16 protein-coding genes are annotated in these 14,448 nt (G+C 50.0%); 1 reads left to right on the forward strand and 15 read right to left on the reverse strand.

What is annotated here, in order from left to right; all coding sequences use genetic code 11:
- Window positions 1–64: 64 nt before the first annotated feature.
- The 9 genes from lspA to murJ form a co-directional block, all read right to left on the reverse strand.
- Complete coding sequence (gene lspA, locus METMI_RS0109295) at window positions 65–553, reverse strand: signal peptidase II (protein WP_019866009.1); 489 nt, start codon at window positions 551–553, stop codon at window positions 65–67.
- Window positions 546–3,359 carry an isoleucine--tRNA ligase gene (ileS, locus tag METMI_RS0109300; protein WP_019866010.1) on the reverse strand — a complete coding sequence of 938 codons (2,814 nt, stop codon included), beginning with the start codon at window positions 3,357–3,359 and terminating at the stop codon, window positions 546–548. Before ileS ends, lspA begins: the two co-directional genes overlap by 8 nt.
- A gap of 31 nt (window positions 3,360–3,390) precedes the next feature.
- Window positions 3,391–3,660, reverse strand: a complete 270-nt coding sequence (locus METMI_RS0109305) for a type II toxin-antitoxin system RelE/ParE family toxin (RefSeq protein WP_019866011.1) — start codon at window positions 3,658–3,660, stop codon at window positions 3,391–3,393.
- Window positions 3,653–3,871 (reverse strand): hypothetical protein, encoded by a 219-nt coding sequence (locus tag METMI_RS0109310; protein WP_019866012.1) that lies wholly within the window; start codon window positions 3,869–3,871, stop codon window positions 3,653–3,655. The genes METMI_RS0109305 and METMI_RS0109310 overlap by 8 nt, the downstream gene beginning before the upstream one ends.
- A complete protein-coding gene (locus METMI_RS0109315; protein WP_019866013.1) occupies window positions 3,849–4,109 on the reverse strand; it encodes a hypothetical protein in 261 nt (86 codons plus the stop codon). Before METMI_RS0109315 ends, METMI_RS0109310 begins: the two co-directional genes overlap by 23 nt.
- Window positions 4,110–4,161: 52 nt before the next feature.
- A complete protein-coding gene (locus METMI_RS0109320) occupies window positions 4,162–4,494 on the reverse strand; it encodes a DUF5615 family PIN-like protein (protein WP_019866014.1) in 333 nt (110 codons plus the stop codon).
- A complete protein-coding gene (locus METMI_RS0109325; protein WP_019866015.1) occupies window positions 4,491–4,724 on the reverse strand; it encodes a DUF433 domain-containing protein in 234 nt (77 codons plus the stop codon). Before METMI_RS0109325 ends, METMI_RS0109320 begins: the two co-directional genes overlap by 4 nt.
- Before the next feature lie 30 nt (window positions 4,725–4,754).
- Window positions 4,755–5,690 (reverse strand): bifunctional riboflavin kinase/FAD synthetase, encoded by a 936-nt coding sequence (ribF, locus tag METMI_RS0109330; RefSeq protein WP_029151584.1) that lies wholly within the window; start codon window positions 5,688–5,690, stop codon window positions 4,755–4,757.
- A gap of 84 nt (window positions 5,691–5,774) precedes the next feature.
- On the reverse strand, window positions 5,775–7,334 hold the full coding sequence (gene murJ, locus METMI_RS0109335; protein ID WP_019866017.1) for a murein biosynthesis integral membrane protein MurJ: 1,560 nt from the start codon (window positions 7,332–7,334) through the stop codon (window positions 5,775–5,777).
- A gap of 95 nt (window positions 7,335–7,429) precedes the next feature.
- On the opposite strand from murJ, the gene rpsT reads away from it, so the two are divergent.
- Window positions 7,430–7,702 (forward strand): 30S ribosomal protein S20, encoded by a 273-nt coding sequence (gene rpsT, locus METMI_RS0109340; protein WP_019866018.1) that lies wholly within the window; start codon window positions 7,430–7,432, stop codon window positions 7,700–7,702.
- Between the two features lie 344 nt (window positions 7,703–8,046).
- On the opposite strand, the gene pqqC is transcribed toward rpsT, so the two are convergent.
- From pqqC to METMI_RS0109370, 6 genes are all read right to left on the reverse strand, one after another.
- Window positions 8,047–8,778, reverse strand: coding sequence for a pyrroloquinoline-quinone synthase PqqC (gene pqqC, locus METMI_RS0109345; protein ID WP_019866019.1), 732 nt, complete (start codon window positions 8,776–8,778; stop codon window positions 8,047–8,049).
- Window positions 8,779–8,835: 57 nt separating this feature from the next.
- On the reverse strand, window positions 8,836–9,219 hold the full coding sequence (locus tag METMI_RS0109350) for a DUF302 domain-containing protein (protein WP_029151585.1): 384 nt from the start codon (window positions 9,217–9,219) through the stop codon (window positions 8,836–8,838).
- Between the two features lie 59 nt (window positions 9,220–9,278).
- On the reverse strand, window positions 9,279–10,190 hold the full coding sequence (gene pqqB, locus METMI_RS0109355; RefSeq protein WP_019866021.1) for a pyrroloquinoline quinone biosynthesis protein PqqB: 912 nt from the start codon (window positions 10,188–10,190) through the stop codon (window positions 9,279–9,281).
- Between the two features lie 208 nt (window positions 10,191–10,398).
- Window positions 10,399–10,473, reverse strand: a complete 75-nt coding sequence (pqqA, locus tag METMI_RS26150; protein ID WP_083930472.1) for a pyrroloquinoline quinone precursor peptide PqqA — start codon at window positions 10,471–10,473, stop codon at window positions 10,399–10,401.
- Between the two features lie 326 nt (window positions 10,474–10,799).
- Complete coding sequence (locus METMI_RS0109365; protein ID WP_019866023.1) at window positions 10,800–11,051, reverse strand: hypothetical protein; 252 nt, start codon at window positions 11,049–11,051, stop codon at window positions 10,800–10,802.
- 33 nt (window positions 11,052–11,084) lie between these two features.
- Entirely contained in the window at window positions 11,085–14,417 is a 3,333-nt protein-coding gene (locus tag METMI_RS0109370; RefSeq protein WP_019866024.1) for a tetratricopeptide repeat protein, read from the reverse strand.
- Window positions 14,418–14,448 lie beyond the last annotated feature (31 nt).

Here is a 14,448-nt window from a genome sequence, read left to right on the forward strand (position 1 = left end):
TAGGTCGGGTTAGCGGTAGCGTAACCCGACAAAAGCAAACGGCATGTCGGGTTACGTTATATAGCTAACCCGCCCCACCCAATTCGTTTTCTTTCGTCTTGCCCACGCCAAACGATTCCAACAACATCAACCCCACGCCCACACTAATGGCGGCATCGGCGACATTAAACACCGCGAAGTGCCACGTCCCGACATAAAAATCAAAAAAGTCGATGACGTAGCCGTAGGCCAAGCGGTCTATCAAATTGCCGATAGCGCCGCCTAAAACTAGCGATAAAGCTACTGCCAACAGGGTTTCATGTTTTTGCAAACGCGCCAACCACACGCCCAAGGCTGCACTGACAATGAGTGCCAAAGCCGCGAACAGCCAGCGTTGCCAGCCGCCCGCTTCGCTTAAGAAGCTGAACGATGCGCCTGTGTTGTGGACGTATGTCAAGTTAAACGACGGTATCAAAGCAATGGATTCGTACAATTGCATTGTGCCGGAGATGGCGAGTTTGCTGGCTTGATCTAAGACCAATGCCAGCACCGACAACCATAACCATTTAAGCATAGCGTCTGGCCTCGCCGTCACCTGCAACGTTTTCGATACAGCGTCCGCATAATTCTGGGTGTTCGGCGTGGCTGCCGACATCGGGGCGTTGATGCCAGCAACGAACGCATTTGCCGTGTTCGGACACGCGGATTTTGATTTTTACGCCGTCAATTTCACTGGCTACCGCGTCTTCTGGTGCGGCACTTTCTGGGAAAACGCTTGCATTAGACACGATGAATACAAAGCGCAATTCATCTTCCAAGGCTTGCAAATCGGCAAGGTAGGCTTCATTGCAATACAAATCAATTTCGGTATTCAAAGAAGAACCAATGTCACCTTTGGCGCGGCTTTTCTCTAGTTCTTTGCTGACATCAGGACGGATCGCCATGATTTTTTGCCAGAATTCACGGTTCATGGTTGCGCTGTCGTCCAGCGTCGCCAAACCTTCGTACCAGGTTTCCAAGAACACCGATTCGCTGTGTTGTCCGGGCAAGAAGTGCCAGATTTCTTCGGCGGTGTAGCTGGTGATCGGCGCGAGCCAACGGGTCAAAGCTTCGGCGACATGGTACATTGCGGTTTGCGCTGAACGCCGCGCTAGGCCATCGGTTTTGGCGGTGTATTGGCGGTCTTTGATGATGTCCAAATAGAAGCCGCCCAAGTCGATCACGCAAAAATGATGGACTTTTTGGAAAACGTGCTGGAATTGGTAAGTTTCGTAAGCGGCTTTGACTTCTTCTTGCAAGAGATAGGCGCGGTCAAGCATCCAGCGGTCTAAGGCCAGCAAATCATCCGTAGCGATTAAATCTTGGGCAGGGTCAAAATCGGCTAAGTTGGAAAGCAAGAAACGCGCGGTGTTGCGCAAGCGGCGGTAGCCGTCGGATGTGCGTTCGAGGATTTCATCGGACACGCGCATTTCGCCGCGATAATCGGTGGAAGCAATCCATAAACGCAAGACGTCCGCGCCGAGATTTTTCATGACGTTTTGTGGCGGAATGACGTTGCCCTTGGATTTGGACATTTTCTCGCCCTTGGCATCGACCGTGAAACCATGAGTCAACACGGCTTTGTATGGCGCGACATCGTTCATGGCGACCGAGGCCAATAATGACGATTGGAACCAGCCGCGATGTTGATCAGAGCCTTCCAAATACAAATCTGCCGGAAATTGCAGTTCGCTACGTCGCTCCAAAACTGCCGCGTGGGTGACGCCAGAATCAAACCAAACATCTAGGGTGTCGGTGGTTTTATCGTAATTTTTAGCTTCATCGCCGAGCAATTCTGCCGCATCCAATTCAAACCAAGCATCTATGCCTTTTTCTTCAATCCGTAACGCGACTTGCTCAATCAATTCTGCTGTGCGTGGGTGCAATTCGCCGGTTTCTTTGTGGATGAAAAAGGTGATTGGCACACCCCAAGTACGTTGACGGGAGATGCACCAGTCGGGGCGACCATTCATCATGCTTTCGATACGCGCTTGGCCCCAATCAGGAATCCATTGCACTTTTTGCACTTCGCTCAAGGCCAGCTCGCGCAAATGGTTTTGTTCCATGGAAATAAACCATTGCGGCGTGGCGCGGAAGATGATGGGGGTGTGGTGCCGCCAGCAGTGCGGGTAGCTGTGCAGGATGGCGTGGTGGTGGACTAATTTGCCGAGCTCTTGTAACAGTTCGACGACTTCGGCATTAGCGTTAAAAACATGCTTGCCAGCGAACAATTCGGTGCTAGGCAGATACACGCCATCGTTGCCGACCGGATTGTCGATAGGCAATCCGTATTTACGTCCGACCACATAGTCTTCCTGACCGTGGCCTGGCGCGGTGTGTACGGCGCCCGTACCCGCGTCGGTGGTGACGTGGTCGCCTAGGATAATGGGCACTTGGCGGTCGTAAAACGGATGTTGCAGTAGTTGATGCTCCAAGTCCGCACCTTGGCAATCGGCAATGACGTGATAATCGTCTATGCCATAACGCAACATGACATCTTTCAGCAAGGCTTTGGCGACCAGCAAACGTTCGGTCGGGCATTGCACTAAGTCATAGTTGAGATCGGCGTTTAAGGCTACGCCTTGGTTGGCGGGCAATGTCCACGGCGTGGTCGTCCAAATCACCACCGACACCGGGCCGTGTCCTTCGTGTCCGTCCACATGTTGGCAACAGGCTAAAAACGCGGCTTCGTCAACGGCGGTAAAACGCACATCAATAGCAGGCGAATGTTTGTCCTCGTATTCGACTTCCGCTTCGGCCAAGGCCGAGCCGCAATCGGTACACCAATGCACAGGCTTTGCACCTTTGGCGATATGGCCTTTCGCGCTGATGTGTCCGAGCGAACGCACGATGTCGGCTTCAAATTTAAAATCCATGGTCAGATAAGGATTTTCCCAATCGCCGAAAATCCCTAAGCGGACAAAAGCTTCTTTTTGGATGGCGACTTGCTTGCCTGCATATTCGCGGCAGGCTTTGCGGAATACGGCAGGGGAGACTTTCGCCCCTGCTTTGCCGACTTTTTTCTCGACTTGCAATTCAATCGGCAGTCCGTGGCAATCCCAGCCCGGCACATAAGGCGCGTCGAAACCGCTCAGGGTTTTGGATTTGAGGATAAAATCTTTCAAGACTTTATTAACGGCATGACCGATATGGATTTCGCCGTTCGCGTACGGAGGGCCATCGTGTAAGACAAACAAAGGCTTGCCCGCACGGTTAGCGCGGATTTTTTTGTACAGCTCCAGTTGCTGCCATTTTTTCAATTGCTCCGGCTCGCGCTGGGCCAGATTGCCTTTCATCGGGAAACCGGTATTGGGGAGGTTTAGGGTTTTTTTGTAATCCATTTTTTATGAGCTCTTGTCTTTTTATAATTTTTTAATACACATCATCATGAGTGCCAATGTCAATTAGCAGAACTTTATCATCGGTAACAAATTTAAATATCAGTCGGTACTCATAATTGATACTGAACGATGAGCAACCTTTTAAATGACCGCTCAAGCTATGTGTTTTTAATGAGGGATGAAATGGTTGTTCTGTAAATAATCGTAAACGGTCTTTGAAGCGGCTGATTAGTTCGGGATGTTTCTTTTGCCATTTTTTTACTGACCGGACAAACGCTTCATCCCAAATTAGCTCAATCATCTTCTAATGCACCGAACAAATCATCGATAGTTCCGATTGTCACGTTGCCATCTGTATAATTGAATTCAGCTTCCTTAATTCGTTTGCTAAGCTGGTTTCTTTGTTGTTCATGAATGCGATGATGAACAACCTCGGCAATATAACTTTGTTCATCCAGCGATAAAGTGGAAATATGGCTTAATATGTCATTAATAGAGGAAGATTGTTGCATTTGTTGCCTCGTTATCCAAGTGCCTAAAATCATTGTTAATCAATTGCATGTCATCTAAAAAAATCCGGTCAGTCTGACTATTTTTTAATTGTTCGATTTTGTGGGCTTTATCTTTTTGACGTGATTCTTTACATAACAGAATGACTTCCATCAGTTGGTTTTCTTCAATGTTTTCAGGGGATTCAATCACGATTTTATGGTCGTTAGGCACTCGTTTAAATTGTCTTAATGCGATCATTTCCTTCTCCAAACGTTGAAAGTGGATAAGCCATCCAAGTGGCAGACGCAAGTTACAGAATTTCAATACAATCTTTGTTGTCACGAATTAATGTCCGCTCAATGGCGCCGCAATTATCTAACAAGGTTTTAATAATGGGTGATTTAGATTGGTTGCCCATTTTTAGCCATATTATTTTTGGCGATTGCCCAAAGACTAGGTTCATTTCGTAAAAATCTGCATCCTTGGTGGCGATGACATAATCATGGAAAATGGCATATTCACCAATAGTTTTGTCGCTTACTTGCTCAAGGCTGATTAATGCCACTTGGGTCGAGTTAGGGTAGCTGTCCTGAATAAACGGCACTATCCGTCTTGATAGGTTTTCGTCAAGCAGCAATTTCATGAGGCGCTGATTAGAACCGAATTCAGTTCCCTGTCTGCCGCGAATAATAAGCAAGCGGTTATGTCGTCATGGGTCAGCTCAGGGAAATCGGCGATGATTTCTTCATGGCCCATTCCTTCCGCTAGCCAGGACAGCACGTCATAAACGGTTATCCGCAAACCTCGGATGCACGGTTTGCCTCCGAGTTTGCCGGGTTCTAAGGTAATGATGTTGTGATAATCAATGGCCATAGCCTGTCTCGTCTAGTTGGGATGATAAAATTACGGAACGTCCGCAAAAAACGCCTTAGCCACTTTTACATCATCAATAATCTGCGCTTTTAATGCTTCCACCGACGCAAACCGCATTTCATCGCGGATTTTCTGTTTGAAATGCACTTCCACATACCGCCCGTATATCTCGCGGTCAAAATTAAACAAATGCGTTTCTAGTATCACTTTGGAGCTACCGTCAACGGTAGGACGAGTGCCGACGTTGGCGATGCCGTAGACCGCTTGGTCATCAATACCCGTCATGGTGACGGCGAACACGCCGTTGACGGGCGTATTTTTGCGGAACAGTTTGATGTTGGCGGTTGGATAACCTAGGGTGCGTCCCCGTTTGTCGCCGTGAGCGACACGCCCGCAAATCGAGTAACTGTGTCCTAACAAGCGTTCCGCTTGCGCCAAATCGCCCGCCGCCAGTGCGTCGCGGATTAAGGTGCTGCTGACACGGTAACCTTCGACCACATACGAGCCAGTGTCTTCCACGCTAAAGCCGTGTTTCTGGCCTTTTTCTTTCAACAAAGCAAAATTACCGCGACGGGCTTTGCCAAAATGAAAATCATCGCCGATCACCAAATGTTTGATGTTGAGTTTTTCCAGCAAAATCTCATCCACAAATTGCTCGGCATCGACATTGGCGAATTGGCGGTTAAAACGCGCAATCAGCAAATAATCCACGGGCAACCCGCTGAAGCGGATGACTTTATCGCGCAAGGCACTGAGGCGTGACGGCTCATTGTCCTTTAAAAAATATTCCAGCGGTTGTGGTTCAAAAATCATGATGACTACGGGTAGCCCCAGGGTTTCGCCACGCGCCACCAGTTTTTTGATAACCGCGCGGTGGCCTAAATGCAAGCCGTCAAAATTGCCTATCGTCAGCACACAGCCATCCACAAACGGTTTTAAGTGTGCCAATCCTCTAATTAATTGCATGTTCCGATTCACGCCTTGGCTGGTGGCATCCATCAACGCATAGTGTCCAGTGAAGTAATTTTGGGGTCACGTGAACGGCAGTCTTTATGATGATAAAAAATTGTTTATCTTATCATGTGGGACGCTTAAATGCCGCAGTCTTAAGCCAGTGATTAACAATGCCGTGGCATAGATAACCATGCCGATGGCAATAAATTTGAGCAACTGTAAAATCCGTTCGCTAGTGTGCCAATCCTGCCACGCTTCCACATCCACTAAGTAATAAAGGCTGGCGGACATTGCCGTACTCGCCAGCAATACCCGGAGCAGGAACAGCCGCCAGCCCCGTGCGGGTTGGTAGACGCGCTTTTGATGCAGCTTAATGAGCAGCAGCAAGGCATTGATGATCGCACCTAAGGAGGTTGCTAAGGCCAAACCCGCATGGGCAAAGGGCAGGGCTAAGACATTTCCTGCCAAGCTAACCAGCATCGCGATGATGCCGTACCGTAGCGGTGTGGACATGTCCTGCCTCGCTGTGAAGCCAGGCACCAGCACCTTGATCATCAAAAAGCCCAGCAAACCCAGCGCGTAGGCTTTCAGGCTTTGCCCCGCCAGTTGCACGTCGGTGTGGGTGAATTCATCGTATTGGAACATCGTCGCCAGCATCGGTTCGGCGAGCAGGATCAGCCCGATGGTTGCAGGAATGCCTGTCAGCAAAACTAAGCGTAATCCCCAATCAAGGGAGTTTGAAAACGCACTAGGGTCATCTTGGGCATGATGTTTAGCCAGTTGCGGCAAAATCACGGTACCCAAGGCCAAACCCAATAGGCCTTGAGGAAATTCCACCAGCCTATCCGAATAATACAGCCACGACACGCTGCCAACCGTCAAAAACGAGGCGATCAGGGTGTCCAGCAATAAATTGATTTGTGTGACCGAGACGCTGAAAATCGCTGGCACAATGCGTTTGAACAGCCGTTTTACGCCGGCGTCATGAAAATCTAGCTGCAAACGCGGGAGCAAACCGAGCTTCAACAAGGCGGGGGTTTGCAGCAACAGTTGGGCGATACCGGCCATCAACACGCCCCACGCCAAGGCGGTGACAGGTTCGTCCAACAAAGGTGCGAGCCAAATCGCCGCCGCTATCATGCTGATATTGAGCAGGGCAGGGGTCAACGCCGGCACTACAAATTGTTGGTAGGCGTTTAAAATACCGCCCGCAAACGCCACCAGCGCGATAAACAGCAAATATGGGAAAGTGATTTGCAGCATTTGCACCGCCAACTCGTGCCGGGTGCCCTGCCAATCAAAACCTGGGGCGAGCAGGATTATCAGGATGGGTGCGGCCAGTACGCCGACGATGGTCAATGCCAACAGCACAAATGCCCATAATCCGGCGGCTTTGCCGAGAAATTGGCGGACGGCGGCGGGGTCATCTTGTGCCTGATATTCCGCCAATACCGGGATGAAGGCATGGGCAAACGCGCCTTCGGTGAACAGACGGCGCAGGAAATTGGGGATCTTGAATGCGACAAAAAACGCATCGGTCGCCACATCCACGCCAAACAGCCGCGCAATTAACATGTCGCGGACAAATCCCAATAACCGGGAAAGCAATGTCAGTATGCTGACGATGGCGGTAGATTTAAAAAGCTGCCTACTCAATCCGTAGTTCCGTAACTCGCTAAAAAGTTTGACAATAATATCATTTAAAAAGATAATACACGGCTATTTTACTCAACCGAAATAACCGAGACACCATGGCTAATACACCACAAGCTAAAAAGCGCGCGAAACAAGCGGAAAAAAGCCGTGTTCGCAACGCAGGGCAACGCAGCAACTTGCGTACTTTCATCAAAAAAGTGCTTGCCGCAGTAAGGGCGGGCGACAAAGAACAAGCGCAAGCGGCATTCAAAACGGCCGTGCCGATTATTGATTCTGCCGTCACTAAAGGCCTTATCCATAAGAATAAAGCTGCGCGCAGCAAAAGCCGACTGAATGCAAGAGTAAAAGCTTTGGTTCTCGGCGAATAACAGGATTCATTTAAAAAAGGCCGGATTTTCACAAATCCGGCCTTTTTTATTGTCTGGACATTGCCTTTATTACGTTTACGTGCCGCAGGGCCACGCGGTTGGCGGCACGCCAGCTCTACGGCCGGGTTGGATTGGATGGAGCACAAACCTAGGTTTGTACTCCCAACCCACTGGCGGCGTCCACCACTAGTGCTTAGTCACTGATTTTTTGTCGGACCAATCTAAATCCGGACAGTTGTCCGCCTTGTTTATGGCCTGTACCGAAATCCGCAGCGATCAGGCGGGCAACCGCCCGCCCCTACGAAAATAACACTGACAATTCAACATTGACTGCGCACCAGTGGTCACTGCCCGATATTAAAATACGGCGGCATATTGTGGACGTATGCCATATACATCGCATCCGCCATCGCCCACAGCACATCCAGCTTAAACTTCAAGATTTGCACCATCCGGTCTTGTTGTTCACGGGTTTTGTACCAATCCAGGGTAATCGCCAAGCCGTGTTCGACATCGCGGCGGGCTTCGGTCAAACGCTTGCGGAAGTAGGTGTAGCCTTCCAAATCCACCCAAGGGTAATGTTCAGGCCAATTGTCCAGGCGTTGTTGATGGATTTTCGGCGCGAACAATTCCGTTAAAGACGAGCTGGCGGCCTCGTGCCATTCGGCGCGGCGGGCGAAATTGACATAGGCGTCTACGGCGAAGCGCACACCCGGCAAGACGTGTTTTAATGACGTGACCTCTTCACGGCTTAAGCCCACCGCAATGCCCAATTGTATCCACGCCTCAATGCCCCCAGGGTCGCCCGGATGCCCATCATGATCCAAAATGCGCTGTATCCATTGCGAACGGGTTTCGCGGTCAGGGCAGTTGGCGAGGATGTTGGCGTCTTTCAGCGGAATCGACACCTGATAATAAAACCGGTTGGCCACCCAGCCTTGCAGTTGTTCTTTGCTTAGCTTCCCTTCATTCATCAGGATATGGTAAGGATGGTGGATGTGGTAATACTTTTCCATGCCGCGCAGGGCGGCCTCAAATTCTTCGCGGGTCCAGGCTTTATCGTCTGCACAACTCATCGTTGTCTCCTTATTATTTTTATTGATATTGGCTTATAGGGTTTGTTTGGCCGTTATTTATTTTGCTTCGTCGACCATTTGGATAATTTTTTCCTCAACTTCTTTGGCAACTTGGGCTAACGCAACATCTTGGGATAGCGCCGAAAGCATTTGCCCTGGCTTGATAAGGCCTATCATGGTTTTGCCTTGCTCGGTATAGACGGAGATGCGGCACGGCAGCGCCATATTTAAGCGCATATCGGTGGACAACACTTTTGCGGCTTGTCCGGGATTGCAGACTTCAAATATTTTGCAGTCTTCAGCAAAGGCAATGCCTTTGCTCCGAAGCGTGTTTCCCAAATCGTGGACATGCAATACCCCAAAATGATGGCGGGCAACCGCTGCCGCAAGGTCTGTTGCCGCTTGCTCGAATGATTTATCGGTTTCGACTAGGTAATACATGAAATTTCCTTGATCTTTAGGGTTGCGTATGGCGTATTTAAGCATCCAGGGTAACGCTTTTATAAATCAATTTCCATCCCGTCATAAGCCACTTCAATGCCCGCCGCCGTTAGGGTATGCCGTTCGGTAGAATCATCATCCAAAATGGGGTTGGTGTTGTTGATGTGTATCAAAATTTTGCGTTTTTTGCCGATACCATTCAGCACTTCGATCATCCCGCCTTCGCCGGATTGCGGTAAATGGCCGATCTCCCGTGCGCGTTTTTGGCTGATGCCTTGCGCGGCCATCTCGTCATCCGTCCAAAATGTGCCGTCCACCATGACGCAATCCACAGCTTGCATCGCCGCCATCACATGCGGTTCTATTTCACCCAAGCCTGGCGAATAAAAGGCTTTTTTGCCCGTGGAGATTTGCTCGATGATGACGCCGATATTGTCGCCATCATGCGGGTCGTAGCGGTGTGGGGAGTAGGGCGGCGCCTTGCTTTTTAGGGCTTGGGTGTAAAAGCGCAGGTCGTCTATGCCAGGGATGGTAAAGCTGCCGCCATCGGTTGGCACCGGATGGTGGTTGACGGTGCAGTAATCCTTAAGCATGTTGAACAGCGGGAAACCGCTGGTCAAATCTTGCCTGACCATTTCCGTGCAGTAGACGTCCAGCGGCTTGCCTTCGCGTAGCATCAGCATACCCGTGGTGTGGTCGATTTGGCTGTCGATCAGCATGATGGCTTTGATACCCGTGTCGCGTATGCCGTTTTTAGGCTGGATGGCGGGGAAGGCTTCCAGTTGTGCGCGGATGTCCGGTGAGGTGTTGAACAACAGCCAGTTGCGGTTGTCGGTGCTGACCGCGATGGATGATTGGGTGCGCGCCGTGCCGTTCATTTCGTTGTGGCGGATGCGGTGGCAGTTATGGCAGTTGCAGTTCCATTGCGGGAAACCGCCGCCTGCACCTGAACCTAAGACTCTAATTTTCATTGTGTATGACCAAAGGGTGAAGCGTTAAAATGGGGGTATTGTCCGCGAAAAGCACGGAAAAAACGAAAAATTCAAAGGGCAATTTTGATGCATTGTTGTGCTGGCCACCAAGCCGGAGCCAGGGGAGCGGCATCAACAGTAAGCCAGGAAAATCAGGCAAAAAAAAGGGGTTCGTGTGAACCCCTTCGTTTTTAATCGTCCGTTAAGATTAACGGTTGTAGATGTACATTGTTACTTCAAAACCGAAACGCAGGTCGGTAAAGCTTGGTGTTTCCCATTTCATAATCATAACCTCCAAAAGTTTTATAATGATGTTCGTTAGCTTGATCAAATAAGCCAAGCCAGAGTATACGATGAACCTTTTTTTTTCGCAAGATTTGCAGGGGCATTTCTTAGCGGTGGCCCGTATGTAGCGATAGCCGCATACGGGCGTTTGCTGGAACTGTTTTTTCGAATTGCCTGTATCCGTGTCGTTTTTATTCCGCAGTCCATACTGAATGGTTGTGCTATAAGTACTACCCTTATTGTGTTGTACCTTGGCAATTGGGGAAATGATACGGTTTAATTAGGCCGATAATTGCCAGTCGGATCAGATAGTCGTTGTTTTTATTAGCAAGGTACGCAATATATTACACCGTTGATGTAAACATAGCATTTTGCGGCGGTGCGGACTGCCGTCAGGCTATTGATACTTAAAATATCAGTCTCTGGATGATGCATTGGAAAAGCCTTTTCTACGGCTTTTGTGCCGGAAGGGGTAAAAACCACGGGTTCTCCGGTTGAAGAAAATGCCACCAAAAATGAGAGGTTGTCGCCAAGAATTTCTTTAGTGGCTTCTGGGCTTAGGGCGTTGATTATCATGTTTAATCTCCTGGTTTAGGTTAAAAAACTTGGTTAAAAGTTAAAAGTGAAGCGGGCAAACAAAGTTTGCACAGGGGTTATATCAGACACACGTTTTTCGTTAATCTGAAAAGTGCGGTCTCTGAATTTGAAGCGGTTGTCCAGTAAGTTGTTGGCTTCCAAACTGAGCATCCCATATTGTTTGGGTAAGCGATAACCGATTGAGGCGTCGACCAAATAAAAATCGGTGGCGAATTCATCTTCTTGCGGATTCACAGGGCGCTCCACTTGCTGGTTGACATAAGTGCCGCGTACCTCGGCAAAAAAACCGCTGGGGTGGAAAAACCGTAGGCTGGTGGGCAAATACGAGGTGTTGACCGTTTTGACAGTGAGGATGTTGTCGCCATTAAAGCTTTCATGCCGGAAGCCGGAATTGGCTATCCAATTGTTATTGATCGTCCAGTTGACATAGAAGCGGTAGAGGTCTTCATGCCTTTGTTCAAAATTGGTTTGGTTAAAATCAAGGTACGGTAAAGCCAATTCGCGTTTGAACAGCTCTATGCCCGTGTACCAATTTGGGTTGACGCGGTAATCCAAACCGATGCCATATTGCGTGGCTTTAGTGCCATTGATATCATCAAAAAATTGGTTAAACCCCGCCACTTGTAGTGGTTGGATGACTTGGTTGACCACGATGGGCGACTTTACCGTGTCGAAAACCGCCAGGCGGAACAGCAATTTCTCATTGGCTTGCCAAAGCAAACCGAATTTGGGGTTGGGGCGGTCTACGCTTGTTTTACCTCCTTGAGTTTCAAGGTAGCTGTCGTAACTCAAGCCTAAGGTGGCGGTCAGGCTGTCCAAGAGTTTGATATTCGCGTAGGAATAACCGGTATTTTGGATGGCTTGGCTCTGGTCGGTGCCACATTTTATGTGCTGGCATAAGAAAGCAAGGCCTGTAGACAGGTTATTTTCCACGTCAAAGGCATAACGTGCCGCCCCGGTAATGACATTAAAGCGTTCTTGGCGGTACACATAAGCCGTTTCCAGTTGGTAACCTGAATTGCGGGTATCAGAAATGAGTTCATAATCCCTACTAAGGTCTTGAAATTCGTCACGGTTGGCGTAAATGAATGAGGTGACCCAATCAGAATGGGTGGCCGGGGAGAATTTCAAGCCTAGCCGATAGGTGTCTTGGCCGAGTTTGCGCTGATAGTTGGGGGTAAGGATATTGTCCGCACGGCCTACCAGTTCCAAATCCCCGGTCTCGGTGTCACGCCGCCGATATTCCGCCTGTACGTTCCATTTCGGCGAAATTTCATACTGGGCAAACGCATTGTAAAGGTCGTGTTTGACACCATTATTGGCGCGGTAGCCGTCGGTATCGTAATGCAATTGGCCCAAGCTGTAGGCGAATTTGTTGATTAGCCCTGACACGACGGCCTCGTTGCCTACGGTGTTGTTGGAGCCATAAGTGGTGGTGTTGGTGATGCGGAAATTGTCCCGTTCGAAGGCTTTATTGTATTCGTTAAAGCCTATGTCCGCCGGCCCGACACTTTTGGGGATATTCAAATCGGTATAAGCCAAGCGCGGTTGGATGGGGTTGAGGTTGACGGATTGGAACAGTTGCGATTGCAGTAAGGCGCTGGAGCGGGTGGTTTCTTGGCGGGGCTGGTTGGCGGAACTGTCAGCCAGCAAGCGGTGCGCCGAATAATTGCCAGGGTCTAGGGCGAGGGATTTGCTGGCTTGGCGGCTGGCGACGTCATTGAATCCCAGGTCGTTGTAAATCCTGCCCAGACCCGTCCCGCGTACGGCGGCATCCTTATCCAGTAATAAGCGCGAGCGGTAAACGGCGCGGTTGTCATTTAAGGCCACCGCTTGCTGCATGTCGTGCAAGGCCTCGACAGGGCGGTTGGTGGTTTGCTTGAGGATGGCGTCGTAAAACCACGGGGTCGGGTCTTTGGGATCGCTGGCTTTGGCTATTTTGAATTCGGTTTCTGCGTAAGTGGGGTTTTTAAGTTCGTAATGGGCTTTGCCTAAATAGCTGCGGATGATCGCGTTGTTGGGGTCGAGGTTGGCGGCGGTTTCCAGTTTTCGGGCGCCTTCTGCGAGCTCGCCTGTGCGGATGTCCGTTAACGCTTGGCCCAACCAGGCTAGCGGATCTGATGCGTCCAACGCAACGGCTTGGTTAAAGGCTTGTTTCGCAACGGGTATGTCGGTTCGGGCCAGGTAGGCAAAGCCGAGCACGGTTTGTGTCCTGCCTAAAGTGGGGTTGGCTGCCTTGGCCTTTTCCGCCGATTTTACAGCGTCATCACGGTTGCCCATTGATAGTTGGAGCTCGGCCATCCTTGTCCAGGCCAGGGCGTTGTCTGGTGTCAGCTGGGTGGCTTCGTACGCGGCGTTGAGCGCGTCGTCAAGTTTGAATAGGGCTTGATAGGCGTAAGACAAGGCAAGTTTTGCCGTGCTTGACCGGGGGTTGTTGGCCACCGCTTGCTGCGCCAATGCCAAGGCGCTGTCTTGGCGGTTTTTGGTGACGGCAATGACCGCCTGTAGGGCCAGCGCATCGCTATTGTTTTTGTCGATTTTCAGGAGCCGGCCTATTTGTTCTTCTGCCTCATCGACGCGGCCCACGTTTAATAGCAAGGACGCTTTTAATAATAGGTAGTAGCTGTCTTGCAGCGCCATTGGCACGGTATCCAGCGAGTCCAATAATTGGTGGCTATTGTTGCCTTGAAAAGTTGGCGAAACGCGTTGCCATGCAGCCATTTTTTTATAATCAATGACGGGCGGGTAATATAAGGCCCATTGCACGGCGTCTTCCGGTTTCATAACTAAGCGCTGGGTGAATGGCGCTTGGCCTTTGGGTGCAACGCCGACGTGTCCGGGTTTTATTGTGATGTGGCCGGCCTGGTTTTGGGCGGCGACTTGGCCGTCAAAGACGGTGATTTCGGTGTGTTGGTCGTCAACGCGGACTAAAAACTCCGTCCCTTCATGGACGGCGTTGATGAACGGCGTTTTTATATGCAGTTGCTGGGGCTGGCGGCTACGGAAAAAACTGACGCCATTTAAGATGCCCACTAACCATTCAGGGGCGTTCGCCGCAGGTTCGGGGAAGAATAATGTGGTGGTTTGCTCGAGGGTGATGACCGATTCGTTGCTCAAGCGTAAAGTGGCGCGGCTGCGTTTGGCGGTGCGGATTTTGTCGCCCGGGCAAAATTCGTCTTGTTGCCGGACTTCCAACCACGTATTTTCTTCCGCGCGTTGTGCGTCAACCTGGCCTTGGGCGGATAGTATTTGGGCCACTGAACGGTCGCAATGCAAAGAGGCTTGTGCACCGTAAGGCGCCAACAAAAACGCGACTAAAGAATAACGGTTAATTATTTTGAACATATTAATTATTGTTTTTTTGCCATCTAAAGAG

This window comes from Methylovulum miyakonense HT12 (assembly GCF_000384075.1).
Lineage (GTDB): Bacteria > Pseudomonadota > Gammaproteobacteria > Methylococcales > Methylomonadaceae > Methylovulum > Methylovulum miyakonense.

Coding starts and splice junctions, on each gene's coding strand:
- lspA (WP_019866009.1), bottom strand. CDS start 553: ATGCTTAAATGGTTATGGTTGTCGGTGCTGGCATTGGTCTTAGATCAA.
- ileS (WP_019866010.1), bottom strand. CDS start 3,359: ATGGATTACAAAAAAACCCTAAACCTCCCCAATACCGGTTTCCCGATG.
- METMI_RS0109305 (WP_019866011.1), bottom strand. CDS start 3,660: ATGATTGAGCTAATTTGGGATGAAGCGTTTGTCCGGTCAGTAAAAAAA.
- METMI_RS0109310 (WP_019866012.1), bottom strand. CDS start 3,871: ATGCAACAATCTTCCTCTATTAATGACATATTAAGCCATATTTCCACT.
- METMI_RS0109315 (WP_019866013.1), bottom strand. CDS start 4,109: ATGATCGCATTAAGACAATTTAAACGAGTGCCTAACGACCATAAAATC.
- METMI_RS0109320 (WP_019866014.1), bottom strand. CDS start 4,494: ATGAAATTGCTGCTTGACGAAAACCTATCAAGACGGATAGTGCCGTTT.
- METMI_RS0109325 (WP_019866015.1), bottom strand. CDS start 4,724: ATGGCCATTGATTATCACAACATCATTACCTTAGAACCCGGCAAACTC.
- ribF (WP_029151584.1), bottom strand. CDS start 5,690: ATGCAATTAATTAGAGGATTGGCACACTTAAAACCGTTTGTGGATGGC.
- rpsT (WP_019866018.1), top strand. CDS start 7,430: ATGGCTAATACACCACAAGCTAAAAAGCGCGCGAAACAAGCGGAAAAA.
- pqqC (WP_019866019.1), bottom strand. CDS start 8,778: ATGAGTTGTGCAGACGATAAAGCCTGGACCCGCGAAGAATTTGAGGCC.
- METMI_RS0109350 (WP_029151585.1), bottom strand. CDS start 9,219: ATGTATTACCTAGTCGAAACCGATAAATCATTCGAGCAAGCGGCAACA.
- pqqB (WP_019866021.1), bottom strand. CDS start 10,190: ATGAAAATTAGAGTCTTAGGTTCAGGTGCAGGCGGCGGTTTCCCGCAA.
- METMI_RS0109365 (WP_019866023.1), bottom strand. CDS start 11,051: ATGATAATCAACGCCCTAAGCCCAGAAGCCACTAAAGAAATTCTTGGC.
- METMI_RS0109370 (WP_019866024.1), bottom strand. CDS start 14,417: ATGTTCAAAATAATTAACCGTTATTCTTTAGTCGCGTTTTTGTTGGCG.